22 protein-coding genes are annotated in these 24096 nt (G+C 49.0%); 14 read left to right on the top strand and 8 right to left on the bottom strand.

Features of this window, described 5'->3' with window-relative positions; all coding sequences use genetic code 11:
- Nucleotides 1–68 precede the first annotated feature (68 nt).
- The 7 genes from ACSAZK_RS05465 (at nucleotide 69) to rpsJ (ending at nucleotide 6010) form a co-directional block, all read left to right on the top strand.
- A complete protein-coding gene (locus ACSAZK_RS05465; protein WP_440956374.1) occupies nucleotides 69–365 on the top strand; it encodes a 50S ribosomal protein L30e in 297 nt (98 codons plus the stop codon).
- Between the two features lie 19 nt (nucleotides 366–384).
- Entirely contained in the window at nucleotides 385–810 is a 426-nt protein-coding gene (locus ACSAZK_RS05460) for a NusA-like transcription termination signal-binding factor (RefSeq protein WP_440956373.1), read from the top strand.
- 131 nt (nucleotides 811–941) lie between these two features.
- Nucleotides 942–1370: a 30S ribosomal protein S12 gene (locus tag ACSAZK_RS05455; RefSeq protein WP_048178008.1), complete on the top strand. Its 429-nt coding sequence runs from the start codon at nucleotides 942–944 to the stop codon at nucleotides 1368–1370.
- Nucleotides 1371–1937 (top strand): 30S ribosomal protein S7, encoded by a 567-nt coding sequence (locus ACSAZK_RS05450; protein ID WP_048178009.1) that lies wholly within the window; start codon nucleotides 1371–1373, stop codon nucleotides 1935–1937.
- A gap of 80 nt (nucleotides 1938–2017) precedes the next feature.
- Nucleotides 2018–4210, top strand: coding sequence for an elongation factor EF-2 (locus ACSAZK_RS05445; protein WP_440956372.1), 2193 nt, complete (start codon nucleotides 2018–2020; stop codon nucleotides 4208–4210).
- 184 nt (nucleotides 4211–4394) lie between these two features.
- Complete coding sequence (tuf, locus tag ACSAZK_RS05440) at nucleotides 4395–5663, top strand: translation elongation factor EF-1 subunit alpha (RefSeq protein ID WP_440956371.1); 1269 nt, start codon at nucleotides 4395–4397, stop codon at nucleotides 5661–5663.
- A 38-nt stretch (nucleotides 5664–5701) separates the two neighbouring features.
- Nucleotides 5702–6010, top strand: a complete 309-nt coding sequence (gene rpsJ, locus ACSAZK_RS05435; protein WP_011021276.1) for a 30S ribosomal protein S10 — start codon at nucleotides 5702–5704, stop codon at nucleotides 6008–6010.
- Nucleotides 6011–6318: 308 nt separating this feature from the next.
- On the opposite strand, the gene ACSAZK_RS05430 is transcribed toward rpsJ, so the two are convergent.
- From ACSAZK_RS05430 to ACSAZK_RS05420, 3 genes are all read right to left on the bottom strand, one after another.
- A complete protein-coding gene (locus ACSAZK_RS05430; RefSeq protein ID WP_440956370.1) occupies nucleotides 6319–6507 on the bottom strand; it encodes a hypothetical protein in 189 nt (62 codons plus the stop codon).
- 19 nt (nucleotides 6508–6526) lie between these two features.
- Entirely contained in the window at nucleotides 6527–8095 is a 1569-nt protein-coding gene (locus tag ACSAZK_RS05425; RefSeq protein WP_440956369.1) for a DUF4139 domain-containing protein, read from the bottom strand.
- 571 nt (nucleotides 8096–8666) lie between these two features.
- Nucleotides 8667–10166, bottom strand: coding sequence for a DUF4139 domain-containing protein (locus ACSAZK_RS05420; protein WP_440956368.1), 1500 nt, complete (start codon nucleotides 10164–10166; stop codon nucleotides 8667–8669).
- A 345-nt stretch (nucleotides 10167–10511) separates the two neighbouring features.
- Here ACSAZK_RS05420 and ACSAZK_RS05415 point away from each other — a divergent pair, with 345 nt between their 5' ends.
- Nucleotides 10512–12032: a PGF-pre-PGF domain-containing protein gene (locus tag ACSAZK_RS05415; protein ID WP_440956367.1), complete on the top strand. Its 1521-nt coding sequence runs from the start codon at nucleotides 10512–10514 to the stop codon at nucleotides 12030–12032.
- Nucleotides 12033–12161: 129 nt separating this feature from the next.
- Here ACSAZK_RS05415 and ACSAZK_RS05410 read toward each other — a convergent pair whose 3' ends face one another.
- Together ACSAZK_RS05410 and ACSAZK_RS05405 are read right to left on the bottom strand one after the other, a co-directional pair.
- A complete protein-coding gene (locus tag ACSAZK_RS05410) occupies nucleotides 12162–13502 on the bottom strand; it encodes a condensation domain-containing protein (RefSeq protein ID WP_440956366.1) in 1341 nt (446 codons plus the stop codon).
- A gap of 19 nt (nucleotides 13503–13521) precedes the next feature.
- Complete coding sequence (locus ACSAZK_RS05405; RefSeq protein WP_440956365.1) at nucleotides 13522–14463, bottom strand: nucleotidyltransferase domain-containing protein; 942 nt, start codon at nucleotides 14461–14463, stop codon at nucleotides 13522–13524.
- 200 nt (nucleotides 14464–14663) lie between these two features.
- On the opposite strand from ACSAZK_RS05405, the gene ACSAZK_RS05400 reads away from it, so the two are divergent.
- Together ACSAZK_RS05400 and ACSAZK_RS05395 are read left to right on the top strand one after the other, a co-directional pair.
- Nucleotides 14664–15977: a M20 metallopeptidase family protein gene (locus ACSAZK_RS05400; protein WP_440956364.1), complete on the top strand. Its 1314-nt coding sequence runs from the start codon at nucleotides 14664–14666 to the stop codon at nucleotides 15975–15977.
- Nucleotides 15978–16055: 78 nt separating this feature from the next.
- Nucleotides 16056–16529 carry a GNAT family N-acetyltransferase gene (locus ACSAZK_RS05395; RefSeq protein ID WP_440956363.1) on the top strand — a complete coding sequence of 158 codons (474 nt, stop codon included), beginning with the start codon at nucleotides 16056–16058 and terminating at the stop codon, nucleotides 16527–16529.
- A 51-nt stretch (nucleotides 16530–16580) separates the two neighbouring features.
- Here ACSAZK_RS05395 and ACSAZK_RS05390 read toward each other — a convergent pair whose 3' ends face one another.
- Nucleotides 16581–18590 (bottom strand): glycoside hydrolase family 15 protein, encoded by a 2010-nt coding sequence (locus ACSAZK_RS05390; protein WP_440956362.1) that lies wholly within the window; start codon nucleotides 18588–18590, stop codon nucleotides 16581–16583.
- Nucleotides 18591–18872: 282 nt separating this feature from the next.
- Here ACSAZK_RS05390 and ACSAZK_RS05385 point away from each other — a divergent pair, with 282 nt between their 5' ends.
- Nucleotides 18873–19025, top strand: a complete 153-nt coding sequence (locus ACSAZK_RS05385; protein WP_197076139.1) for a hypothetical protein — start codon at nucleotides 18873–18875, stop codon at nucleotides 19023–19025.
- A gap of 199 nt (nucleotides 19026–19224) precedes the next feature.
- On the opposite strand, the gene wrbA is transcribed toward ACSAZK_RS05385, so the two are convergent.
- Both wrbA and ACSAZK_RS05375 read right to left on the bottom strand, forming a co-directional pair.
- Nucleotides 19225–19854, bottom strand: coding sequence for an NAD(P)H:quinone oxidoreductase type IV (wrbA, locus tag ACSAZK_RS05380; protein ID WP_440956361.1), 630 nt, complete (start codon nucleotides 19852–19854; stop codon nucleotides 19225–19227).
- Nucleotides 19855–20330: 476 nt separating this feature from the next.
- On the bottom strand, nucleotides 20331–20612 hold the full coding sequence (locus tag ACSAZK_RS05375; protein WP_440956360.1) for a hypothetical protein: 282 nt from the start codon (nucleotides 20610–20612) through the stop codon (nucleotides 20331–20333).
- On the opposite strand from ACSAZK_RS05375, the gene ACSAZK_RS05370 reads away from it, so the two are divergent.
- Genes ACSAZK_RS05370 through ACSAZK_RS05360 form a run of 3 tightly spaced genes read left to right on the top strand, consistent with a single transcriptional unit; the run spans nucleotide 20590 to nucleotide 24024 of the window.
- Nucleotides 20590–21720: a glycosyltransferase family 2 protein gene (locus ACSAZK_RS05370; protein WP_440956359.1), complete on the top strand. Its 1131-nt coding sequence runs from the start codon at nucleotides 20590–20592 to the stop codon at nucleotides 21718–21720. The two genes, ACSAZK_RS05375 and ACSAZK_RS05370, sit on opposite strands and share 23 nt — an antisense overlap.
- A gap of 49 nt (nucleotides 21721–21769) precedes the next feature.
- Nucleotides 21770–22933 (top strand): glycosyltransferase family 4 protein, encoded by a 1164-nt coding sequence (locus tag ACSAZK_RS05365; RefSeq protein ID WP_440956358.1) that lies wholly within the window; start codon nucleotides 21770–21772, stop codon nucleotides 22931–22933.
- A complete protein-coding gene (locus tag ACSAZK_RS05360; RefSeq protein WP_440956357.1) occupies nucleotides 22930–24024 on the top strand; it encodes a glycosyltransferase in 1095 nt (364 codons plus the stop codon). Before ACSAZK_RS05365 ends, ACSAZK_RS05360 begins: the two co-directional genes overlap by 4 nt.
- The last annotated feature ends 72 nt before the right edge of the window (nucleotides 24025–24096 follow it).

Below are 24096 nucleotides of genomic sequence, written 5' to 3'. Positions count from 1 at the left end.
ATTCACCGAGCTTGGAAATCTTTATTGAGAATGAGATCGAGTAGACGAGCTAATCTGAGATAGAGTTGATGAAAATGAAGATTAATGTTGATAAATCCCTGATTAAGGCTGTGAAAACAGGAACGGTTATCATTGGAAGCAACCTGACCATCGATGCAGCGGTAGATGGCAGCGCAAAACTGGTCGTGCTTGCATCAAATTGTCCTGAAAACGTAAAGAATAAACTCCAGACAACAAATGTCCCTATTCTCGAATACGGCGGCACCAGTGTAGAACTGGGACCTGTCTGCGGAAAGCCCTTCACGATTGCTGCAATGGCAATCCTTGACGCAGGAGAATCCGATATCCTGGCAGTTACAGCCTGATGAAAGGAGTTGCAGCGTTTTGGGTGAAATAAAACTTACGGCAAACACCATCCAGTACATTGCACTATTTGAAAATATGACCCGGGCCAAAATCCTCGACTGCATTATAGAAGAGGAACGGCTCGTATGCGTCGTAAAGCAAGGCGACATGGGACTTGCCATAGGCAAGAGCGGCGAAAATATCAACCGCGTTAAAAAAGCCCTGGATAAGCCCATCGAACTTGTGGAATACTCAGAGGACCAGGTCACATTTATTAAGAACGCTTTCGGGCCCGTATCCGTCAGTTCTGTAAACATTATAAACAAAAATGGCAAGCGATTAGCTTATGTAGAGGTACCCAATAAGGAGAAGGGGCTTGCCATCGGGCGCAGCGGCAGAAACATTGAAAAAGTGAAAATGCTTGCTCGTCGCCACCATGATATTGACGATGTAATCCTGCAGTAATTCCACATAAATATTCAGCACATAGATTTTCAGTTTACTTTGATCATTTCAACCGGCGTTGAGGACAAATTTCGGCACTAACTACCTTAGAAGGAAAATAATATCAATCATTTAAATTCGGAGAATTAAGTATGGCAAAAGGAAAATATGCAGCTCATATACTCAAGCAGGCCAGGAAAGACGCTCGCTGGAAAGATACAAACTACAGCAGGCGTGTTCTGAACCTGAACGTGAAAGCCGATCCCCTTGGAGGAGCGCCTCAGGGCAGGGGTATTGTACTGGAGAAGGTGGGAGTTGAAGCAAAGCAGCCTAACTCTGCTATCCGGAAATGTGTAAGGATCCAGCTCATCAAGAATGGGCGTCAGGTAACTGCTTTCTGCCCGGGTGACGGGGCAGTGAACTTTATCGATGAACACGATGAAGTGACCGTTGAAAGGATCGGCGGACGCATGGGTGGTGCAATGGGTGATATTCCCGGAGTACGCTTTAAGGTGACTGCCGTAAACAACGTGTGCTTACACGAGATGGTTATTGGCAGAATGGAAAAACCGAGGAGATGATTGGTTTTGTACAAGATTTTCGGCAAATGGGACTCTTCTGAAGTAGAAATCAAAGACCCCGGGATCAAGCGCTATGTGAGCCTTACTCCGGTCATTGTCCCTCACAGCAGTGGGAGGCACGCAAGGCAGCAGTTTAACAAGTCCGAGATTTCCATCGTGGAACGCCTTGTCAACAACATCATGAGGGCAGAGCAAAACACCGGCAAAAAGCAGCTTACTCTCAGGATCGTAGAAGAAGCCTTTGATATCATTAACAAGAAGACCCAGCAGAACCCGATCCAGGTCCTTGTGGACGCCATTGGCAACGCAGGCCCCAGGGAAGAAGTTGTGAGGCTCAAGTACGGTGGAATCTCCGTGCCAAAAGCAGTGGACACTGCTCCCCAGAGGCGTGTTGACACGGCTCTTCGCTACATCAGCATGGGCACAAAAAATGCTTCCTTCAAGTCCAAGCGCTCGGCCGCAGAATGCCTGGCTTCCGAACTCATAGGAGCCGCAAACCGCGATGCAAAGTGTTTCTCCATCAACAGGAAGGATGCAAAGGAAAGAGTTTCAAAGGCAGCCCGTTAATCATTTCTACGGGGTTGCCCCGATTTTTATATTTATCAATTTAAAATAAATCAAAATATTTGTTTACAAAAGGTATTAGCATGGGACGAAGGAAGAAAATGGTCGAGCGTGTGACAACGCTTATGACTGATCCCGAAAGGATCAGAAACATCGGAATCGTTGCTCACATCGACCACGGTAAAACAACATTAAGTGACAACTTGCTGGGAGGCGCTGGAATGATTTCCAAGGAGCTTGCCGGCAGACAGCTATTCATGGATTCCGACGAGGAAGAACAGCAGCGCGGAATCACCATTGATTCATCCAACGTATCAATGGTTCACACTTACAAGGACGAAGACTACCTGATCAACCTGATCGATACCCCCGGGCACGTCGATTTCGGTGGGGACGTTACCCGTGCCATGAGGGCCGTAGACGGTGCCGTAGTGGTCGTGGACGCTGTAGAAGGTACCATGCCCCAGACCGAAACCGTGCTGAGGCAGGCCCTCAGGGAACACGTAAAACCCGTACTCTTCATCAACAAGGTTGACAGGCTCATCAACGAGCTGCAGGTGGACTCCCAGGAAATGCAGGTCCGCCTCGGAAAGCTCATTGACCACGTTAACAAGCTGATTAAGAGCATGAACGAGGAGAAGTTCAAGGCAGGCTGGAGGGTCGACGCAGCAAACGGGACCGTAGCCTTCGGATCAGCTCTTTACAACTGGGCCATCAGCGTGCCCATGATGCAGAAGACCGGGATCTCCTTTAAGGACGTCTATGATTACTGTAAGGCTGAGGACATGAAAGCCCTGGCAGAGAATTGCCCCTTGCATGAAGCTGTCCTTGACATGGTAATCCGCTATCTTCCAAACCCGATTGAAGCCCAGAAAGACAGGGTAAAGGTCATCTGGCACGGGGATGAAACTTCCGAAATCGGGCAGTCCATGACCCACGCAAACGCAGATGGAGACCTTGCCTTCATGGTAACGGACATTTCCATGGACCCCCATGCAGGAGAAGTAGCAACCGGAAGGCTCTTTAGCGGGTCCTTCTACCGTGGGCTGGAAGTCTACACCTCAGGCACTGCCAAGAAAAGCAGGGTCCAGCAGGTAGGAATCTTTATGGGCCCCGAAAGGCTCGAAGTGGAAAAGATCCCTGCAGGAAACATTGCCGCAGTTACGGGCCTGAAAGAGGCGTTCGTCGGTTCCACTGTTACTACCCTTGAAGGCATGATCCCCTTCGAGAGTATCAGGCACGTAAGCGAGCCTGTGGTGACTGTGGCCGTGGAAGCCAAGCACACAAAGGACCTTCCCAAGCTTGTTGAAGTCCTCAGGCAGGTCGCAAAGGAAGACCCTACCCTCCAGATCACCCTTGACGAGGAAACAGGGGAACACCTGATGGCAGGGATGGGAGAACTCCACCTCGAAGTCATCGCCCACAGGATCGAAAGGGACAAGAACGTGGAAATCACCACCAGTCAGCCCATTGTGGTTTACAGGGAAACCATCAAGAAGAAAACCGAACCTGTGGAAGGAAAGTCCCCTAACAGGCACAACAGGTTCTACATCTATGTGGAACCCCTTGATGATGCCACTGTCGAGCTTATCAAGTCCGGCGAGATTTCCATGCGCATGCCCGAACTCGAACGCAGGGAGAAGCTCATGGCTGTCGGCATGGACAAGGATGAGGCAAAGAAAATTGCCGGAATCTACGGTTCAAACATCTTCATCGACATGACCAAGGGTATCCAGTACCTGAATGAAACCATGGAACTGGTGCTCGATGGGTTTGAAGAAGTCATGAAGGCAGGCCCGCTTTCCAGGGAGCCTGTGGCAAACGTTAAATGTGTGCTTGTGGACGCAAAACTCCACGAAGACGCAATCCACAGGGGTCCTGCTCAGGTCATTCCGGCTTCAAGACAGGCTATCCAGGCAAGTTTGCTCCTGGCAGAAGACAGCTTACTTGAGCCCTACCAGAAGGTCTTTGTTCAGGTCCCCCAGCTTAACATGGGCGGAGCTACCAAGGAACTGCAGGGCCGCCGTGGCTTGATCATGAACATGACCACTGAAGGTGACCTGGCTATTATCGAGTCCAGGGTGCCCGTGGCCGAGTTGTTCGGGTTCGCCGGGGAAATCAGGTCTGCAACCGAAGGGCGTGCCATGTGGAGCACGGAATTCGGAGGCTTTGAAATCGTACCGACCAACATTATGACAGAAATCGTGGCTCAGATCAGGGAAAGGAAAGGTCTGAAGAAGGAACTTCCAAAGCCCACTGATTTCCTTGGAATGTGAAGCGGAATTTTTCCGCTTTTCCCCCCTTGAAGGAGAAAGCTTTAAACCGAAGTATGTCTATAATGGGGGAAAAACATTCCTGGCAGCTGGAAATTCATAAAGATCCTGCTCTAATCAAGAGTGATGTTAATATAGTAATTACATGATATAGCAATGAAACTCATCCATTACAGGAGAATTTAATATGGCAGCAGAAAAACCACACATGAACTTAGCAGTCATTGGTCACATTGACCACGGAAAGTCCACCCTTGTAGGTCGCTTAATGTATGAAGCTGGTGCTGTTCCGGCCCACGTTATCGAGAAATACAAGGCAGAAGCAAAAGAGAAGGGTAAAGAATCTTTCGCCTTCGCATGGGTCATGGACTCTCTCAAGGAAGAGCGTGAAAGAGGTATCACAATCGATATCGCTCACAAGAGGTTCGACACAGACAAGTACTACTTTACAGTTGTAGACTGCCCGGGCCACCGTGACTTCGTCAAGAACATGATCACCGGTGCCTCCCAGGCAGACGCAGCAATCCTTGTGGTCGCAGCTCCTGATGGTGTAATGGCCCAGACCAGGGAACACATCTTCCTTTCCAGGACCCTTGGTATCAACCAGCTTATCATTGCAGTAAACAAGATGGACGCTGTTAACTACAGTGAAGACAGGTACAAGGAAGTTGTGGCTCAGGTTTCCGAACTTCTCAAGATGATCGGCTTCAAGCCAAAGGACATTCCCTTCATCCCTACCTCCGCTTTCGAGGGCGACAACATCACACAGTCAAGCGAGAACACACCCTGGTACAAGGGCCCCGGAATCATGCAGGCTCTCGATGAGCTCAAGCAGCCCGAAAAGCCGGACACCCTCCCGCTCAGGATCCCTGTGGAAGACGCATACACCATCTCCGGTATCGGTACCGTGCCTGTGGGCAGAGTCGAGACCGGTGTCATGAAGAAGGGTGACAAGGTCGTCTTCATGCCTGGTGGAACAGAAGGGGAAGTCAAGTCCATCGAGATGCACCACGAAGAAATTCCGCAGGCAGTCCCCGGTGACAACATCGGCTGGAACGTCCGTGGTATCGGCAAGAACGACGTCCGCAGAGGAGACGTTTGTGGTCTTACGAGCAATCCACCATCCGTTGCTGACGAGTTCGTGGGCCAGATCGTGGTTCTTCAGCACCCCTCCGCAATCACTGCAGGATACACCCCTGTGTTCCACGCCCACACTTCCCAGACCGCATGCCAGCTGATTTCTCTTGACAAGAAGCTGGACCCCAAGAGCGGGCAGGTTAAGGAAGAGAACCCGACCTTCATCAAGGCCGGAGATGCAGCAATCGTCACAATCAAGCCGACAAAGCCGATGGTCATGGAGCCTGTAAAGGAAATTCCGCAGCTCGGCAGATTCGCCATCCGCGACATGGGTATGACCATTGCCGCCGGTATGTGCATGAGTGTTAAGCAGAAATAAACACTCTCCTTTTTTATTTTTGTAAGGAGAAAAAAAGTATGCAGAAAGCTAGAATTAGACTGTCAGGCATCAGTCCCAAAGACCTGGACGGAGTCTGCAATCAGGTAAAGTCCATCGCAGAACGGACAGGAGTCAACATCTCCGGACCCGTACCACTTCCCACAAAGAAGCTGGTCGTCCCCACAAGGAAGAGTCCGAGCGGTGACGGGACTGCAACCTGGGATCACTGGGAAATGCGGGTGCATAAGCGGCTCATTGACATCGCAGCCGACGAAAGGGCACTTCGTCAGCTCATGAGGATCCAGGTCCCGAAAGACATCAACATCGAGATCGTACTCGAAGGATAATGTGAAAAGATCCAGGTTACAGAACTCTTCTGTAACTGGACTTACAAACTCCTTTTCACCTCCCATTATTTTAGAAGCCTTTCATAAATCTTTGTATTAATTTTCAAATAGTTGCCGGCGGCTGCATATGGATTTTTCCAGCACGCCGGAAAACTTAGCACAATTTATTCAATCGCTCCTGCGTCTTCCATTCCTGTTTCTTAAATACCCCTGTTTCTTCTTACACTCCAGCTTTTTTAATCAGCAGAGTTGCGGCTCTGCAGTGCGCGGTCCGTTTCGCTTCGCTCAAGCGGACTATTGTTGCTTAATCAAAACCGCCTTTCCACCCTGTAGGAAACTGTCTTTGTGCCCTTTGCCGGGACCGTTACCCTGAACTCGATGGTGAATGCATCGATTTTTTCATATTCATCAGAACTTTCCAGGATTTCCCACTGCCCGAAGAGATGTTCCAGCAGAGTTGCGGCTCTGCAGTGCGCGGTCCGTTTCGCTTCGCTCAAGCGGACTATTGTTGCTTAATCAAAAGCGCCTTTCCACCCTGTAGGAAACTGTCTTTGCGCCTTTTGCCGGGACTGTTACCCTGAACTCGATGGTGAATGCATCGATTTTTTCATATTCATCAGAACTTTCCAGGATTTCCCACTGCCCGAAGAGATGTTCCACAACGGTTACTTCCTGGGCTTCGGCTTTACTGTTTTTAAGTTCGATTTCATAGCTGACCCTTTCCACATTGTCGCTGACACGTTCATAATCAGTTTCGGTCCTGGTAGCCGTGACATCGAAAGAAGTTCCGACAGCTGCCCTGATTTCTTCTTCCTCGGGGGTGTGCTCGATCCGGTCTTCTCCGAGGAACTGCAAGTCCCCCGCAGAATCGGTTTTGTATATCCTGAATACACCTGCTGGAAGGGGCATCCCAAGCCCGTTTTCCTTGGAGTTGTCCAGGGTCAGGAAAACCCGGACCCTGTCTCCGGAAAAGCTGTCATAAATTAGTTCTTTTTTTATGGGTGCGGAATCCGCAGTGAAAAGGGAGATCTGCTTTGCCTGGTTGTTTTTCAGGGTCGCCGTTTTTTCAAGGGTGTACAGGTGGTACTCAAAGAAACCCTCTTCCGTAAAGGGACTCTCCACAGCTGCATCTTCAGCCACTAATTCTTCCTCCACGGCTTCGTATACCGGCTGCGGGGTGGAAACCCGGTTGATTTCCCCGGAAACCAGTTTCAGGCCAGAGTCCTCAAAGTCAATCCCTGCCCGGTTGTCAATGCTCACCCAGCCCCGTATGTCGGCCCTGGTATCGTCCGCATTGCTAATCAGGGCATAATCTGCGTTCCAGCTTATGCCCCCGGTAAGGTAGGAGGTCAAAAGTTCTCTGGTCCCGGAAACAGGAGAGTAGAGCTGCCAGACGAGAGTTGGCTTTGTCGAAAGCCCTGAAGCGTCCGGAACTTCTACCTTCAGGACCTCCTGCAGCACCAGGACGTTTCCGTCTTTCTCCTCAAGGATAACGCCGTTTTCTTCATAACTGAGCAGCTTTCCGCTGTAGCTCTCTCCATCCCCGGCAGTAACGGTGATTTCCTTTTCCAGGTATTTCTCAAGCAATGAAAAGCTACTCACAAGGTCATACTCGTAATTTTGCTTGATAACGGCAGTGTCCCTGTTTTCCGGGTCCTCAACCATAACCGAGGCAGGATCTATCCTGGCCGCAACATTGCCGTACTCCACAAGGTTAACCCCGCTCTTAAGCTCGATTTCCCGCCGCTCCTTTACGAGGGCAAGGTCCTGTTCGTAAATAGTAATCTCAAGGGCTCTATCTACCCCTCCATCTTCTCCTGTTCCTCCTGTCCCCGAGCTCAAAAACCCGATAGGGTCCGCAGGCTGAACTTTTGCGTCAATGCCCTTCCAGGGCTCAACCCCATCCCCTCCGGATGCAGATTCGGTTCCACCCTCTTCAACTGCGGATTCAATCCCATCCCCGCCGAATGCAGGTTCATATGCCCGGGCAATGTTCCCGAATTCCCCGGGAAAACAGGCTGAAAAAACAAAAATAAAACTGAAAAATACCGCCATAATCCATAATAAGCGCTTTTCCACTCCCATATAATATAATACGGTTTATATTTATATATAAATGACTTTAATGCATTTTTAAGCAATTTTATACCCCAAAACCCCTTATTTTTCGGAAAAAAGTTCTGAAAACCGGATTCCATCCCTACAAGCAAGCGACTTAAAAGACCGAGCTTATTCAATGCAGCTGTCCTTACAAATGATCAAACTTATCCGGAATAACCTGAATGGCATCGATGGCTTTTCATGTCCCGAGCAACGGCGAGGCAAGCCCTAAACCAAAATGGAAAAAAACATGGTTGGAGAAAAAAACGGAAAAATGTCTCTGGAGAAAAACTGAAAATTGAAGTCGCATTTTTGAGTGACAGCTCCTGAAACATGAAACGAGACATTCAAGTTTCTACTTCTTTTTCCATGACTTTAATGCAAAAGCCGGCCGCCTTCGGCGCCCGGTGAGAGCCCGGGGCTCTGAAAAGTTCCGAAAACCCCGGCGACCCGGTTACTGAAGTAAAAAGCAGGAGAAAACGGAGATGTTTCCCCGGTCTCCTTTTCCTGGAAAATTTCTGCTTTTGATTTCGCTGGTCTGCCGGTCCGAAACCGGTTAGAACCTGCGCTCTACGGTGTAGGAGACAGTCTTTTCCCCATCTGCAGGCACGGTTATTTTCCACTCTGCGGTGAAAGCATCTGTTTTCTCATAGTCATCGGAACTGCTGGTAATTTCCCAGTCCCCGTAGAAGTGTTCCACAACCGTGACAGCCTGGGCTACAGACTTGTGGTTCTTGATCTGGATCTCGTAGCTTTCCCGCCAGACATCGTCACTGACTCTCTTATAGTTGGTCTGGGTCCTCGTACCGGTTACATCGAAGGCGTTTCCGACCCTAACCTCGACTTCTTCGTCCTTCGGGGTATGGTCGATGCTGTCTTCTCCAAGGAACTGGAGCTGCCCTTCAGAGTCGGCCTTGTACACCCGGACTACGCCTGCGGGGAGGGGCATGCCCAGGCCTTTATCCTTTGAGTTTTCCAGGTTAAGGACAACCTGGACCTTATCGCTCCTCGCTCCGTCGAAGATGAGTTCCTTTGCCACGGGCACGGAGTCCGCGGAGAGGAGGGAGAGCTGTTTGACCTGTTTGTCCTTCAGGGTAGCCGGCCTTTCCAGAGTATAGAGGTGGTACTCAAAGAGGGACTCTTCGGCAAAACCTCCCTTATCCACTGCATATGCTACGTCTTCTTCGACTATTTCATCATACATAACTCTCGACTGCGGCACGAAGACCTGGTGGACCTCCCCTGCTACCAGCTTCAGTTTTGCGTCTTCGAAAGTGGTCCCTGCATTGTTATCGACACTGACCCAGCCCTGGATATCAGCTTTCGTATCATCGGCATTGGCTTTTACGATATAGTCCGCCCTCCAGCTCATGCCTTCGGTCAGGTAGGAGGTCAGGACATCCCGTGTGCCTCCCACAGGGGAGTAGACCTGCCAGACCAGGGTCGGCTTCGTGAGCAGCCCTGCAGAGTCCGGAAATTCCACTTTTGAAACCTCGGAGATAGTCACGACTTTTTCGTCCTCGAGCTTGAGCACCACTCCGCCGTCATGGCTGAGGAGAGTCCCGGTGTAGCTCTTTCCATCCTCATCTGTAACCGTGATTTCCCTGTCAAGGAATTTGTCCAGAAGTTTGTAACTGCTTACAAGGTCGTACTCATAGTTCTGTTCCAGTACCACGGTATCTTTGCTCTTCGTATCCTCGAACATGACCGATGTCGGGTCTATGAGAGCTGCTACGTCCGTATACTCGACCTGGTTGACCCCGGTTTTTAGTTCAAGTTTCCGCTGTTCTTTCACTAGGGCAAGGTTCTGGTTATAGACCGTAACTTCAGTCCCCGAATCCGTCCCTGCGGCTCCTGCGGAGATGAACCCCAGCGGGTCTGCAGGTTCTACTTTCGTCACCACAGCTTCATGGGACTCGATCCCATTTGCAGCAAGTTCGATCTCATCTGCCGGAGCGAGTTCCCCGGTGGAAGTCGGACAGAAAAAAGCTGCAGCCACAGCTGCAACTCCAAGAAATGCCAGCATAAAACAGACATAACTTCTTTTCATTCTCATAGCAGAAGATAGGGCACTGTTTTATTTATATCTGACTTTGACTGCGGATTCATTCGAAGTTATCCCTCTTGTTTTCGTTTTTTTCAGGGGCTCCGAAAATCTGGAAATAGCTCCCCCCTGATAAAGTTATAAAAATATATATTAAGACCGGATATAGTGTAAACAGAATAAATTGTGAACAAAATGCAGTGCAGATAGAATACAGTGTAAACAGATTCAGTGCAGATAGAATAAAAGTGTAAACAGATTCAGTGCAGATAGAATAAAAGTGTAAAGCCTTCGGTGCAAAAAACTCGGAAAGCTAAACCCGGGACACCAGGAAAGAATGACAGGGAAGGCATTCTCATGAAAATCATCGGAAGTCCGGAAATGAAAAACGTAAGAATTACCAGAAGTTTTATCCTGAGCCTCCTGGCTCTCCTGTTCCTCACCGGAACAACAATCTCTGCCTCAGCCTCAGGGCTTACGGCAAGCAGGGAAATATCTACCGACCCGGTCTATCCCGGGGAGAGCTTTACCGTAAGTGTACAGATCCAGGCAGGACATTACCTTGAAGCTCCTGCCCTGGACGAAAACCTGCCAGCCGGCTGGAGCATAAGCCCTGTTGATAATGACGGAGCCGTGTTCCAGGAGAGCGGCACTTTCAAAGCTTCCACCCTGGAATGGGTCTGGGTCGAAAGCCTTTCCGAAGGGGAGGAAAAAACCGTCATATACGAAGTTACCGTGCCTCCGGACTCCGAACCCGGGACGTACTCCATCACGGGCGCCGTCTCCGCGTATTCGGTCTCTGCTGCCCCTGTGGCAGGAGACTCGCGGGTCCTTGTAACCCTCCCTCCCCCGGAAGCCCGATTTTCCGCAAGTCCCCTCTCCGGCACCGCACCCCTGACCGTTGCCTTTACGGATCTCTCGACCGGGAACCCTGACTCCCTGGAATGGGACTTTGAAGGGGACGGGATTTTTGATTCCGGAGAAAGAAACCCTACCCATACCTACGAAACCCCGGGAAGCTATACTGTCACCCTTCGGGCAAGCAACAGCAGCTACGGGAGCGATACCGAGACCAGAACGGGGTATGTTAGTGTAACGGAGAAAACCACAGTTAAAACCACATCTTCCGGAGGAGGGGGTGGAGGTGGAGGAGGCGCAGGGTCCCCGGAACCTAACAGCAACATCGGGCTCAAGGAAATCTCAAACAAGCAGGTCTTTAAAGGAACCCGCACCATCTACACCTTCAAAGCCGAAACAAACGATGTCCTGACCGTGGAATTTGACCCGAAGAGGAGTTTCGGGAAAACAACCGCTATCGTGGAGATGCTTAAAAACACATCCGCAACGGTTGGGGAGCCGGCTCCCGGAAAAGTCTATAAAAACATGAACATCTGGGTCGGCAACAGCGGCTTTTCAAGCCCCGAAAACCTTGAAAACGCCAAAATCAGTTTCCGGGTAAACAGGACCTGGATTTATGAAAACGGCATTGACGAAAACACGATAACCCTCTACCGATACAATGAAGAGAAATGGAACCCTCTGCACGCATCCCTGATACGGGAAGATGAAAACTACCTTTACTTTACTGCCGAAACCCCTGGCTTTTCACCCTTTGCAATAGCAGGCAGGGGAGAAGGCGGCCAGAAGATGGAAATCTTCCCTCTGGAATCGGAAAGCCAGATCTTAAACGGAGAGAAATTAACTGAAGAAGAAAGGGAAGAAGGAGCGGGAGAAAAAGAGGGAGAAGAAGGTGAGATCCCCGCTTCGGAGCAGGAAAAAGAAGGAGAAACGAAAAGCACCCCGGGGACTGGAGCATTATTTGCGGCAGCAGGCACGATGGTTTCATATGCTTTTTTGAAAAAGAAGAAAAACAAATGAATTCCGGAAGAAAATAAAATTTTTCGGGACTTCTCATTTCTGTTTTTTCTTTTAAATCCCTGTTTTTTCATTAAAGCTCTCTTCACCTTTCGATCCCAGAACCTTTCCTGGTAAGGGGGAGATTCTACCTCACAAACCACAGCAGGAAATCAATTCATCTGCAATCATTTCAAGCAAAAGGGTTACATCATCCCCCTTTGTAGCCGGTTCATAATAGCCAGCCGTTAAGGTCAAAACTCCATTGTATGTGGAAGCTCCCAGCATGAAACCAGGGGCATAAAAGAATGGTGCAACTATATAAGCGTCTTCAGCAACCGTTTCTCCAAAAAGCAGCAGATTGGGGCTGATGACTCCAAAATTGGTAAGCGTCGGGGTGCATTTTCGATCTTCCTGAGTCTTTTGTACTATCTGTTTCATCATTTCCAGAACATCTGCGAAACGAGTCCCAGCCGGTAATTCACAGCCAATAGCACCCTGTACTCCGAGATATTGACTTTTGATTCCTGTCATTATGCTTACCACCCGTTCCAGAGTGGCGGAAAATGGCTCATCGCTTATTCTGGATGTGCTGATACTTTCAAGGGCGGATAAGTTTGATATTGCAATCCCTGTTCCTTCAGGTAGGTGGCGGCGTAAATCCACAGTGAAGTTGATTTCCTTAGGGATGCCGGAAACAGGCTCAAGAGTGTCAAATAGTGCTCTGAAAAAAGCCGTCAGGAGCATATCATTAATAGTAGCCCCGCGGGCTCTGGCATAAGCGGAAATGCTTTGAAAATCCTGAGAGGAGATTCTATTTATTGCTACCACTGCCGATTCATACTGGTAGGGCTTGTCGGGTTGCTGTAGGGGAAAAGCCCAGCTAGATTCAGGTACAGCAGTCCCGAGGCCTATTTTCTCAGGGTCGGATTCAAGGTTCCTGATTCCCAGAGCATCAAAGATAGGGGTCTGGTTCCTTATTCCGGAAACATTCGGTTCCGGTAGATAATCCGGGTCTCTTCCAAGCTCTGTATATAAATCGGCCAGCAGCCGAAGATAAGCCTTTGCGCCTCCTCCGTCACAACTGGTGTGATTCAGCTTGATGCAAAGGGTATCTTGTTTCCCGGAGCGAAATAGCCTTCCCAGCACCTGGGGGTCATTGTCCATATCCAGTTCTTTTAGCAAAAATCTCTTTGCAGCTTTTTCCCGGTCAGGGACTTCTTCCAGTCCACACCAGGAAATGCTGTCCAGATCAGTTCGGAGTTGCCAGAAAGGCATGTCCTCCCGCTCGATAAACTTACATCCCAGCACCGGTTCGGCATCAACCGAAAGCTTTACGGCCCGGGCCAGTCTCACAGCATCCAGCCTGCCCCTGAAATGTAGCACAGCCTGAATTTGATAATTTGTAAACGTCACATAACGTGTTATATAATTGAAGCAGTCCTGCCAGGGAGCAGGCATTGTATCGGGAATATCCTGAACTTCTTTCTCCATCTTTTTTCACTACCTTTTTTCACCTGTACCCGCACTGTTCAAGCCAGGTAAGGGACCTTATCCATTCCCCTTTTGGTTCCCTTGAGGTGCCCACGACCAGCCTTTTCATGTCTCCGACCTCTTCGACCACACCCCGGGCTTCGATTCTCTCTCCGGGGAGGGCCTGCCCGGCATAGGTGTGGGTGTAGGAAAGCACATGGTCGATTTCTTCATGGTCGACTTTATAGTATGAAGGGTTGTCAAAGGCAAAATCGGCATTCGTAACCTCAGCCTCGATTTTCAGTTTGACGGTATCCGTGCCCCGCTGGAGAGGCTCTTTTATCTGGTCCCATTCCCGGGTGAAGAGGAGGTCGAAATAGGTGTCATCCACCATGCCCCGGTTGCCTTTCCTGGACTCGTGGAGCATGAATTCCTCGAAGGAAATTTCGGGAATCCTTTTCCTGTAAATCCTCTTCCACATCTCCTCATCGATGTCCTCAATAGGTCCCTCTTCCTTTTTTGCAGCCGCTATTGTGTCCCTGGCTTTGAACCAGGCAGGCCCGTAGACAACAAAATCGATGTCCGAACTCCCGTTCTGGAGCCCCGCGACCATTGAGCCCGTAACTCCCATGCTCGACCTGGCAAGCCCGGCTTTGTCCAGGGTTTTTACGATTGCAGCTACCCGGCTGTCGGTTTCGACCAGTTCCGGGATCCTGTCCGAGGGGCGCAAAAGCTGCTTGACCTCGGATTCGGGGACAATGTGCACGTCCTGCACCCATTCGGGCCTGTGCTCCCGCATGAACTCGAAAGCCGGGCCAAAATCTAATTTTTTGTAGCGTATCCCGTTTAACTCCCGGTCTCCGGTTTCATCTGGCACGTAGCGGAGGGTGGCTCTTATCCCGTCTTTATGGAAGTAATCAACAACGGCAAAGAGCCAGTTGTCCTTTGTTAGAAGAAAATCCCTGAGGCGTGTTTTGAGCATGGGTAACAGTCCTTAAATTTCATAAGCAGCAAATTAGTTTTAGTAGCTGTCTCAAGATTATATAAGAAAGACAAAAATGTATTGTACCGGTCATGTATATAATTATCGAGTAGTTTTCTGGCAGCCGACGGGGAGTTGTCCTGCAGCAAATTGTGCAGCATCCGGAAAAACGGGAAGTTACGAAAGCCCGAGGAATATTTATGAGTGAAGACCTTAAGAGTGCAGACTCGAAGAGTGCAGACTCGAAGAATACAGACCCTGAGGGCGCAAACCCGAAGAGTACAGACTCGAAGGATGCGGACCCGAATAGAGAAGCGCTTGAAGCCTGGATAATTGGGCTGCGGCGTGAGTTTCACCGCCACCCGGAACTAAGTTTCGAAGAGTATGGGACCCAGAAGCGAATCCTGAAAACCCTGGCAGAGCTTGGAATCGAAGCCCGGAAAATTGCGGATACCGGGGTGCTGGCAAGCATCCACGGCAGCAAACCCGGGCCTTGCATTGCCCTTCGCACGGACACGGACGGGCTCGAAGTCCGGGAAGAGGCCACGGAGCGGAATGGGGAATATATTTCCCTAAATGAGGGGGTCATGCACGCCTGCGGGCACGACGGGCATATGGCAATGCTCTTTGGGGCTGCCCGGCTTTTCCAGGAGCAAAGGGACTTTCCCGGAGAGGTCCGCCTGATCTTCCAGCCGGCAGAAGAAATCCCCCCCGGAGGGTCGGAAAGGGTGATTGCCGAAGGCGGGTTAGAAGGCGTGGACGCGGTCCTCGGGATGCATATCTTCACCAACCATGAGTCAAACAGTGTGGGCTTTCGCCCCGGACCTTTTATGGCAAGCACCAACAGGTTCGAGGTCTTCCTGAAGGGAAAAGGGGGACACATCTCAAAACCCGAAAGCTGCATAGACCCTGTCTTGATGGCTACGGACTTCCTGAATGCCCTTTACCCTGCCCTGGAAGCCCGGCTTGATCCGGAAAAATACGTGCTCGGGGTTGGAAGAATCCGGGGGGGCGCCCAGTTCAACCGGACCCCGGATATTGTCGAGATCCTCGGAAGCTACCGGACCTTTGATGAAGAGACCACAAACACCATTGACGAGACCATAGAAGAGTGCCTTGGAGAAGTCATGGAAAAATACGTGAAAAGCGGGGAGGAGTTTGAAGGCTTACCCACCTACGACATTGATATCCTCCACGGCTACCCCGTTCTCGTAAACGAACCCGGGTTCACAGAAGCGGTACATTCGAAACTGAAAGAAAGCCTTCCGAAACTCACGATTTATCCTGAAATGGAAAAGACCTTTGCAGCCGAGGACTTTGCAAGCTACCTGCAAAAAGTACCCGGGATTTTCATCTCCCTGGGCACCCGGAACCCGGAAAAAGGGCTCCTGGAAATCAACCACTCCTCCAGGTTCGACATCGACGAAGACATCCTGCCGCTGGGCACGAAGATCTTCCGCACCCTTGCCCTGGACTTCCTGAACTTCCCTGAAAAATACCTCGGGTCTGCCTGAAGGAATAGGGAGAAAAGCCGGGAAAAATGAATGAAAAACCTGAATGAAAAATCTGAAGAGGAAAGTCAGGGGAAAAATATGATTATCCAGACATACGACAGTTCTAAAAAAGACGAGGTCCGGGAAGTGGTGCTCGGAGTGCTGCTGGAGCACGGCTTTGAGTACGACAGGCTCAAAGACGGCGACCTCAAGGACATCGAAGGCTACTACTTTGCAAAAGGAGGCACCTTTTTCGTAGGCCTTTCGGAAGACGGCAGGGTTGTGGGGACAGCCGGGGTCAGAAGTCTCGGGGAAGGCAGCTGCGAAATCAGGCGCATCTACCTGAAAAAGGAGTTCAGGAACAAAGGTTACGGAAAACAGCTTTTCCTGGCTGCCCTGGACTTCGCCGAAAAGAACTTTTCGAGAGCGGTGCTGAAAACCGACGCCACCCTAAAAAAAGCGATTGATATGTACCTGAAGCAGGGTTTTTCCCTTCTGAAAGAAGAAAAAAGAGCTTCGAAAGAAGAATTTGAATACCTTTATTTTGAAAAAAGCTTTGATAAGATGCAGTGAAATCCAGCTTTCTTTCCCTGACTTTCAGTTTTCCTCTTTCTACCTTCAAGATTACTTTTCTTGGTAACTGCATGCCGGACCCTCTTCCTTTCCAAGGGCTTGCAGGTACTCGAGCACTGCAAGCACGAAGGCTGAATGGGACCAGGCAAGGGGAAGGACCGAAAGGGACCTGCCTTTATCATCTATCTGTTCGGACATGAGACCTGTGGGGTGGGCATGAGCGGCGCACCAGTTAATGAGTTCAAGAGCCCGGTCCGGGTTTCCGACTGCAGAGTGCCATTGGGAGAGCCAGAGGGTGCAGATGATCCAGCTGTTCATGTACCCGTAATAGCTGTCGTGCTGGTAGCGGGCAATGCCCCCGGAGGGGCGGGTGAGTTCGCGTTCAATGGCTTCCATTGTCCGGACAACTTTCGGGTCATCCGGAGGAAGAATCCCGAAATACCATACCGCAAAAACCGAGGAGTCGAGAGTCGGGTCATCCAGGGAGCGCACGAAGCGCTTCAACCTGTCATCGTAAAGCTTATCCCGGACTGCCTGTTTAACGCGGCTTGCGGCCTCTTCCCAGACATCCGCGTTGTCATAGTCCCCCAGGGAACGGGCCAGTTCGGAGGCTCCCTGGAGGCCCGCATAGACCGTGCAGGCGCTGTAGGTGTGCACACCTTTCCGCTCTTCCCATAGGTCAAAACTTGAGGTCGGAAGCCCTGTTTTTTCGTCCAGAGCTTTTGCAAGGTAGTTTGCGGCGGGAAGCAGGAGGGACCTGCTGTAGCGGCCCGTGGTCCAGACGTTCCTTGCAATTTTCCAGTTGTGGTAAAGGGCATAGAGGGGAAGGCCCGTCTCATCTATCTGGATCATAGGGACAGGGTGCCAGGTGCTCCCGAAATCCCCTGCGGGGGTATACTTGTGCAGGAAATTGCCTTTGTTTGTGAGAATTTTTGAAAAAAACTCAAAGGTTTCCCTGCTCAGGTAATGGTAGCGCGCCCTGTCCAGGGCAAGGCAGATCCAGGCAGCGTCTCTCGGCCAGCAGTAAGTGTAAAGGTCAGCCCCGAACTGCTTGATATCCGAATCACAGGAAGCAATCACCGAACCCGAGATGTCCATATGGGCGACCACCGCAAGCAGGCTTCGGTAAAAGCAGTGAACAACCCTTTCGGGGAGCTGTGTCATCCTGGAAAATTCAGGAAGGACGGACACCCTTTCGGTAAACGAGTTCCAGAAATTGAAGTTGTGGTGAAAAAGGGTGCTTTTCCCGGCTGCCTTCACTCGCTTATGTATCTTGAGCACATTGCAGTACTTTTTCCCAAGCACGATCCAGAAATACACCCTGCAGGATTCCCCGGGTTTCAGTTCGGGCAGGGTCCAGCCAAGGGTGGAATCCACCGAGCCGTGGGCCACGGGGTTGCCGCTTAGATGAGCGTCATTTTCCATGTCTTTCCAGGTGCCTTCCATCCCTTTCCATTCCGCAGTCCCGACCGCGTACTGGTCAAATTCCGGTTCGCTCCCGTGCAGGAAATAGCGGTCGCGCTTATAGTGGATCAAAGCTTGCTTATCGATTACTGCCGTTTCCCCTATCTTGGTTTCAAGAATCCGGTAATTCTGGTTGGAAAAAAGTCGCAGGTTTCGCGGGGAGTCTGAAATGTTCTTAATCTCAAATGCCCGGTAGAAGATATTTGTCGAGGGGTGAACTGCTTCCCATACCGTTACCCTGACCCCGATATCCGGGTTTTCGAAAACCGATTCCCCGATGTTGGAGACCACTTCCTGGCAGGTATCCGCTCCTTTTCGGGAAATTTTTCTTTCCCCTTTTTCTTCCGGAAAGGGTGCACTTCCTGATATTTCCAAAAAGCGTTCACAAAAATTTTCCTCAAACACGGACTTATACCGCTGCCGGACCTTCCAGTTTTCAAGCCAGGTGCAGTAGAGGGAGTCCAGGTCGCAGATGCCAACCCTTATCGAGTTCCCGTGGTTCTCAAGCCCTACGTAAGGAGAATAAATGTCCCTTATAATCCCCTTTTCATCTTCACAAATAAGGATTCTTCCGTTTCCGAAGATAAGCGGCCTCATCCAGGAATACCCCCTGTATTCATTTTACACCTTCTCTCCCACGTTTCTAGCATGAGAATTGAATTTATTCCTTCAAATAATTTCGGTAAAAGAGAAACCCTTTTCCAAAGAGATATAAATGGCTAAAAAAACTTTGATTTCTTCCAATATGATTTCTTTAAATAAATATATATAAATTTCATAAGAAAGTTTATATTTTATCATGTCCATCTTACTTATGCATTATAAAAACGATGAATCATCAGAAAAAACCACATACAAAAAAAATGTGTGTGTTTCCAAATGGTTTACGTGAAAAAAATCTGTCCCGTCTGCGGGAGCGAATTTTTTGTCCTTAAGAATGCTGAGGAAAAAGCTGTGTACTGCACTCTGGCATGCCTGACAAAAGCCCAGGAAAATCTGGAGCAAAAGGCTCTCTGCATGGGCACAGCCTGAAGCATTTATTAAGGGGGTAAAAGGGGATAACAGTTAGGGGGAAATACACTCGGATATAAGGGAAGTGTTTTCCCATATCTTTTATTCAAAAACCTCTTTAGTAAAAATCTCTTTATTATAAACCTCTTTTATTCAAAAACCGTTTCTCAAAAAAATAACGAAAATTCTTTTTAAAGCTCTTAAGTTCCTATCCTGATCATTATTTTTTAGCCAGTTTCTTTGCTATTTCGGCCACATGCCGTCCCTGGTAGCGAGCCATTGCAAGTTCATTTTCGGAAGGCTGGCGACTCCCGTCCCCACCTGCAATAGTTGATGCCCCATAGGGACTTCCTCCGGTGATTTCATCCATTCTGGTCTGCCTTTTCTCCGCATAGGGCAAGCCCACAATAACCATCCCGTGGTGAAGCAGGGTAAAATGGAAACTGATAATTGTGGATTCCTGTCCGCCGTGCTGGGTGCCGCTGGAAGTAAACACGCTTCCTACTTTTCCTACAAGGGCGCCCCTCCCCCACAGTCCTCCTGTTCCGTCCAGCATGGCCCTCATCTGGGCAGTCATGTTTCCGAAGCGAGTGGGACTTCCAAAAATCAGCGCATCAGCACCTGAAAGCACCTTCTCATACATATCCCGGGTGAGAAACGGGATGTGGGCAAAAGCTTTTTTAGTCTCGGTTGCCCCCATCTTCGCGATTACTTCCTCAGGCAGGGTTTCAGGGACCTGATAGATTCCTACTTCCGCCCCTTCGACTTCCCGCGCTCCTTCGGCAACCGCTTCTGCCATTTTGTGAATGTGACCGTACAGACTGTAGAATATGACGTTTACTTTAACCATACTACCCCTCCATCCGAATCTGTTAGAATAAGTTATAGTCCTCACATTAAAAATCTACACTTATTAAGGAATGAGTCACATATAATATCAAGGATTTCAAAATTTGAGAATAAACCACGGATGAACACAGATGAACACGGATGGCTTAAAATCTGTGTCTATCCGTGTCCATCCGTGGTTCTTTAACGGGAAACCCATAGAGCACTCCTGATCTGAAAATCTGAAGTTATATTTTCACCATTCCTAAACCAAGCAAGATGCATGTAATTGGTCTTTAAAAGTGCAATTAATTCGTGAGTTCACTATAAATAATAGCCTAAAATCCGTTAATCTCAGACTACTATAAACCCCGGTAAACTCCGGACCACTATATATACCGGTAAACTCGGGATTTCCCTTAAAAAATAGCTTTTCAATTCCTTATATGCGTTGTCAGTAAAGAGAACTTTCTGCTTTACAGGTTCAGCGCTTCATAGTTAACAAAAAACCTTCTGCTTCAGGGCTTCGCTGCCAATAAAACCAATCCTCTGCTTCAGGGCTTCGCTGCCAATAAAGCCAGCCTCCTGCTTAAGGACTTTGTTGCCAGCAAAACGGCACATCTTACTTCGGTTTTCATTACACTTGTTCTTAGCCTTCAGCCCGATGCTCCTTTTGAATACAAAATTCCGGATTTGAGTTATTATTGAGACCACGAGATCAAAATAGTTATTAAGTAACACGATGTATAAGCCGGGTATGCCTTCACTTTCTATCGTCATGCCCTCTATGAACGAAGAAGAAACAATAAAAATCTGCATAGAGAAAGCCCATGAAATATTCAAAAAATATGAGATAGAAGGGGAGGTTATACTGGCTGACAATTCTTCGGACAGGACTGCCGAGATTGCGGCGGCTATGGGGGCAAAGGTGATAGGTCCGGTCAAAGGCTATGGAAACGCTTACCTCAAGGGCCTTGCTCATGCGAAAGGAGATTACATAGCCATTGCTGATGCGGACAATACCTACGATTTGCTGGAACTGTCGGACTTTCTGGAACCTCTTATGAACGGTGAAGCAGATTTCGTAATCGGGAGCCGCCTCAAAGGAACCATTAAAAAAGGGTCCATGCCCTGGTTGCACCAGTACATCGGAAATCCTCTCCTGACAGCCATGCTCAACCTGCTTTTCAATACAAGTATATCGGATGCTCACTGCGGAATGAGGGCTTTTACAAAAGATGCCCTGGAAAAAATGAACCTTAAAACCCGGGGAATGGAACTGGCATCCGAAATGATAATAGAGGCTTCCAAAAGCGGGCTCAGGATTATGGAAGTCCCGATAACCTATCATCCCCGTAAGACTCCTTCCAAACTGCGCTCCTTCCAGGACGGCTGGCGGCATGTGCGCTTCATGATGCTGTACCGTCCTCTCCCCTTCCTGTTAATCCCGGGATCCGTGGTTTTCATCCTGGGGGCTCTAATAACCGGAACTCTCCTGCTGAATGGAAATGCGGTCGAAAACCGGATGCATTCCTTCATCCTGGGCAGCATGTTCCTTGTCATAGGTGGACAGACCCTGGCTACCGGTGGCTATATTAAGACATACGGCCTGGTCCACGGCATGTACCGGGAAGGCGATGGGGGGTCAAGGAAATTGCTCAATTACCATTCCCTTGAAAAAGAACTGGTTGCTGGCTCCCTTATCCTGGGGGCGGGCATCCTCCTGGGGCTGAAAGTCGCATGGAGCTGGGCCAGTTCCGGCTACGGCTCCCTTGCAGAAGTGGAAAGTGCGGTCGTTGCCATGGTTCTAGCCTTCATAGGGCTCCAGCTTATCTTTTCCGCAATTATCCTGAGTGTAATGCTTCTTGAAGTTGATACCGAATGGTGAAGCCATAAAGAGGGACGAAAGAAGGAAAAAAGGATTAAAGAGGGGTTGGATGAAAATTGCCTTTGTCTACGACGCTGTCTATCCCTGGGTCAAAGGTGGTGCAGAGATGCGTATCCATGAACTTGGAAAGCGCCTCGCAGCTCAGGGACACGAAGTGCACCTTTTCGGGATCAAATGGTGGGAAGGCAAAGACATTATCGAGTACGAGGGGATGACCCTGCATGGGGTCTGCGAAGCGAGAGAATTGTACGTAGGCGGCAAGCGCTCGATCTCCGAAGCAATCGTGTTTTCCCTGAAACTTTTTCCCCGGCTCCGGAAAGAAAAGTTCGACCTTATCGATGTGAGTGTCTTTCCCTACTTTTCCTGTTTTACCGTGAAAGCAGTATCCGTATTGAGTAAAACCCCGGCAGTATTCACCTGGCACGAAGTCTGGGACGGGTACTGGTATGAATACCTCGGGTTCTGGAAGGGTTTTTTCGGAAAAATGATCGAAAAAGCGGTTGCAAATATTTCGGGGAATAGCATCGCAGTTTCGGCCTGGACAAAAAACAGGCTCAAAGCCCTCGGAGTCCCCGAAGAAGAAATTGCAGTTGTCCCGAACGGGATTGACTTAAAAAGGATTTCTGAAATTGAACCGGAGGGAGGCTGGATATCTGCCGAACCGGAGAGGAAGATTTACGGTACAATCTTTGCCGGCAGGCTCATTAATGAAAAAAACGTCGATGTCCTGCTCCGGGCGGTGGCCCTCCTTAAAGCCGATTTTCCGGGTATCAGGTGCTGCATTGTCGGTGACGGTCCTGAAAGGGAGGCACTCCTGAGACTCACAGATGAACTCGGAGTTCGGGGTCATGTGGATTTTGCAGGCTTTCAGGCATATGAGGCACTGATAGCTAAGATAAAGGCCTCAAAGGTCCTTGTGCTGCCTTCTTCGAGGGAAGGGTTCGGGATGGTCGTGATCGAGGCTTTTGCGTGCGGGGTGCCGGTGGTGACGGTGAGTGAGAAGTATAATGCGGCGCAGGGGCTGGTTGAGGACGGAGTGGATGGGTTTGTTGTGGAGCTGGGGGAGAGGGAGCTTGCGGAAGGGGTGAGAAAGGTGCTTTGGGAGAGTTCCAGTTATAATAAGATGTCAGAATATGCAACAAGGAAAACCGAAAAATATGAATGGGAAGAAGTTCTCAGAAAACTTAATTCTTTTTATGAGGAATTGATGTGAAAGTTGCAATCTTCCATGACTACATCGGTGCGATAGGGGGAGGAGAGAAACTGGTCCTGACCCTTGCGAGAGGACTCGGGGCTGATGTCATTACGACGGATGTGGACATGGATTCTGTTACGAAGATGGGATTTGAGGACATAAATATCATAAGTCTCGGAACTACCTTGAAGATGCCACCCTTAAAGCAGATAGATGCTTCCATTAAGTTTGCAACCTCTAATTATTCAAAAGAATACGAATTTTTTATTTTTTCCGGCAACTGGGCGCCTTTTGCAGCGAAAAAGCATAAACCAAACCTTTATTATTGCCATACGCCTACGAGGGCGTTTTATGACCTTTACGATAATTATTTGAAAAAACATTCTTTTTTTGTCGCTGTACCATTTGTTATCTGGGTGTATTTCCATAAAAAATTCTCTGAAAATTATCTTGGGCATGTGTGTAAGATTGTAACGAATTCGGAAAACACAAAAAGAAGAATTAGGAAATATTTGCATAGAGAATCAGAAGTTATCTATCCCCCGATCGATGTTTCAAGATTTAATTTAAAAGAATACGGGGATTTCTGGCTCTCGGTAAACCGGCTCTACCCCGAAAAGCGGGTTGAACTGCAAATTGAAGCTTTCAGGAAGATGCCGGACAAAAAACTGCTCATCGTTGGGGGATATGCAACAGGGGATCATGCATCCGGATACGCATCAGAGGTCACGGATAATCTCCCTGGGAACATAAAATTACTCGGAAGTGTTTCGGAAGAAAAACTCCTTGAATTGTATGCTAGCTGCAAAGGGTTCTTAACGACCGCAATGGATGAGGATTTTGGAATGACACCGGTTGAAGCCATGGCTTCAGGCAAACCCGTTGTAGCTGTAAAGGAAGGAGGATATCTGGAGAGTGTAAGCGATGGTAAAACAGGAATTCTTACAAAAACAGATGTCGAAAATATAATTGAAGCCGTAAAGACTGTTTCGGAAAATCCGGTTAATTATAAAAACGCATGTATCGAAAGGGCAAAAATGTTTGATAAATCAATATTTGTCAAAAAAATAATTGAAGCTGTGAATCAGGTAAAAGACAGTAATAAATAATTTAATATTCAATAGGTGTTGTCCTAATAATTATACATAATTACCACTTGAACTAAGGTTGTATCCCAATGA

The sequence above is a fragment of the Methanosarcina sediminis genome (assembly GCF_052056915.1).
Lineage (GTDB): Archaea > Halobacteriota > Methanosarcinia > Methanosarcinales > Methanosarcinaceae > MTP4.
Note: the sequence above shows the minus strand (reverse complement) of the source record. Positions and strands in the feature narration are given on the sequence as shown.